The following is a 2294-nucleotide window of genomic DNA, read 5'->3' on the forward strand; positions in this document are numbered from 1 at the left end:
ATTCAGCGATAACCACCTGTCCAGCTCGGGTAGGTCGCGCGCCGCGGGCGTGCGACGTTCTTGGCCCGGAATGCTCGGGGCGTCGCCCACGGCCTGTGGCCGTGCCCGACCGACCCGCCGTGACGAACCCACGCCAAACTTCCTTGGGGCTAGCGATCATCTCCACGGGCCGTGGCGAGGCGCGTGCGCTCGATGAGGCGAAGGCGGGATTCGGCCCCACATTCGCGCTCCAGATCGGATCCGAGATATGGATTATTGGCGAGGCAAATGAGACAGGCGCCGTTCAAAATGGCACAGCTGTAGTGGAACGCGATCATGGCATTCAGCGAGAGAGAGCTGCCGGCCGCTACGGCGAAGACGGCGGCCCCCACGCACTCACCCCCACAGAGCGCTACGACGGCCGCGACGGTGAAGATAAGGCCTAGGTTGCGGGTGAGCAGGCGTATGCCATTGACGTGCTCATAGCAGGCAAGGAACGCGGGGAAGAAGACCATGAGCACGTTCTCCAGGTTCTCGGCCGTGGCCCAGACGTCACTGCGCTCGAGTTTCAGCATCTCCTGCCACCGATCGACATTGAAGGAGTGGTTCGTCATGGCGAACGGAAAACTGGCGCGTTTTCCCCAGGAGAACCCGACCGCCCACTTCTCCAGCCAGCCCACCAGAAACCAGCTGGCCGCGTTGAGCGTCAGCCCCAGGGGAGTGGCCAGGAGAAAGGCGAGCAGATAAAGGCCCACCAGGGTCTCCGCGCTAAGGCAGCCGAAGGTGGAGGCTGCGCCCTCCGCGTCGATGGGAGGGCAGGATCGCAGGGCGGGGATGGCCACCCCGAGAACGGGGGTTTCCGTTGCCGCGGCGAGCCCCAGCAGCAGCAATACGGTGTAGCCGGTCGCACTATCGGATAAAAAGCGGATATACGATAAGGCGACGCCGCGGCCGGAGACGCCCGGGTTCGGTGTGGTGGTCATTCCATGGCGCTCCGCTACGCCGGCCGGAATCCGCAAGGATTCCGCGCATGCGCCCTTTCCCTAGGTCGGAGTATGCGCGTTCTCGGATAGGGCGGTGAACCGTACGTCGGTTCCCGCGCCTGCTCGCGATTGCTCGCGCCAGCGCCTCACCGTGTCGGCGTCAGGCGACCTCGTCGACGTCGAGGCGGTGCTTGAGCGCGAGCTTCATGCGCGCCATCAGGCGGTTGAGCTCGTCCACCTCGGCATCGGAGAGCTCATCGAACAGCTCCACCAGCCACGCCTCGTGGGCCCGGGCCATGGTGTCGAACTCCGCGCGCCCCTTGTCGCTGAGCTCCACCCACTGCACGCGCCGGTCGTCCGGGCAGGGGCGGCGGTTGACGTAGCCGCTGCGCACCAGGCGGTCCACCAGCCCGGTGACGTTGCCGCTGGAAACCAGCAGCAGCCGCGAGAGCTCCGACATGGTCTGGGGGCGATCCGCCCGCTCGAGCTCCGCGAGCACGTCGAACTGCGGCAGGGTGATGGTGAAGTGCTCGCGGAAGCGGCTGCGCAGCTGCTGCTCCACCAGCCCGACGGCCGGCAGCATCCGCAACCACAGCCGCAGTACCTTCTTGTTACGGGGATCGGTGTCGTCGGCGGGCGCGTCCTTCATGGTGTCTCCGGTGCCTCCCTGACTCGTTCGCTACAGGGTACCCCGGAGAAGTATTTTATGTCTAAGTATTTCACAGCCCGGTTATGTATGTGTCACCGATCAGGGATAACGAAAAGTGATCGATACCAGTAGTAACCAATTTTTCTCAAATGACCGGCCCGGTGCCACACTACCGGCACGCCTACCCGCAGGAGAACAGCGATGAATGCGTTTGTCTGGGACGATCCGTTCCTGCTCGACCAGCAGCTCACCGAGGAAGAGCGCATGGTCCGCGAGGCGGCGCGGGAGTACTGCCAGGAGCAGCTCCAGCCCCGCGTGATCAGTGCCTACCGCGACGAGCGCTTCGACCGGGAGATCCTCACTGAGATGGGCGAGCTCGGCCTGCTCGGCCCGACCGTCCCGGAGGAGTATGGCGGCCCGGGCGTCAGCCACGTGGCCTACGGGCTCATCGCCCGCGAGGTCGAGCGCGTGGACTCCGGCTACCGTTCGGCGATGAGCGTGCAGAGCTCGCTGGTGATGCACCCGATCCACGCCTACGGCAGCGAGGCCCAGAAGCAGAAGTTCCTGCCCCGGCTCGCCACCGGCGAGATGGTCGGCTGCTTCGGCCTCACCGAGCCGGACCACGGCTCCGACCCGGGCGGCATGAAGACCCGGGCCCGGGCGGTGGACGGCGGCTACCGGCT

General features: G+C 65.9%; 3 protein-coding genes. 1 reads left to right on the forward strand and 2 read right to left on the reverse strand.

All coding sequences use genetic code 11. From position 1 onward, the window contains the following. Window positions 1-149 precede the first annotated feature (149 nt). Window positions 150-962 carry a hypothetical protein gene (locus G7A99_RS08780; protein WP_163139591.1) on the reverse strand — a complete coding sequence of 271 codons (813 nt, stop codon included), beginning with the start codon at window positions 960-962 and terminating at the stop codon, window positions 150-152. 160 nt (window positions 963-1122) lie between these two features. Further along, the gene (locus G7A99_RS08785) at window positions 1123-1611 is read right to left on the reverse strand and encodes a MarR family winged helix-turn-helix transcriptional regulator (protein ID WP_018718768.1); all 489 of its coding nucleotides are present in this window, start codon (window positions 1609-1611) and stop codon (window positions 1123-1125) included. 201 nt (window positions 1612-1812) lie between these two features. On the opposite strand from G7A99_RS08785, the gene G7A99_RS08790 reads away from it, so the two are divergent. Next, window positions 1813-2294 (forward strand): acyl-CoA dehydrogenase family protein (locus G7A99_RS08790; RefSeq protein ID WP_205599777.1); only part of this gene is annotated, 482 nt, incomplete at its 3' end.

The organism is Arhodomonas sp. KWT, from assembly GCF_010993615.1.

Bases quoted from the DNA above. Each gene is read 5' to 3' on its own strand.
- G7A99_RS08780 (WP_163139591.1), bottom strand. From the start codon at position 962: ATGACCACCACACCGAACCCGGGCGTCTCCGGCCGCGGCGTCGCCTTA.
- G7A99_RS08785 (WP_018718768.1), bottom strand. From the start codon at position 1,611: ATGAAGGACGCGCCCGCCGACGACACCGATCCCCGTAACAAGAAGGTA.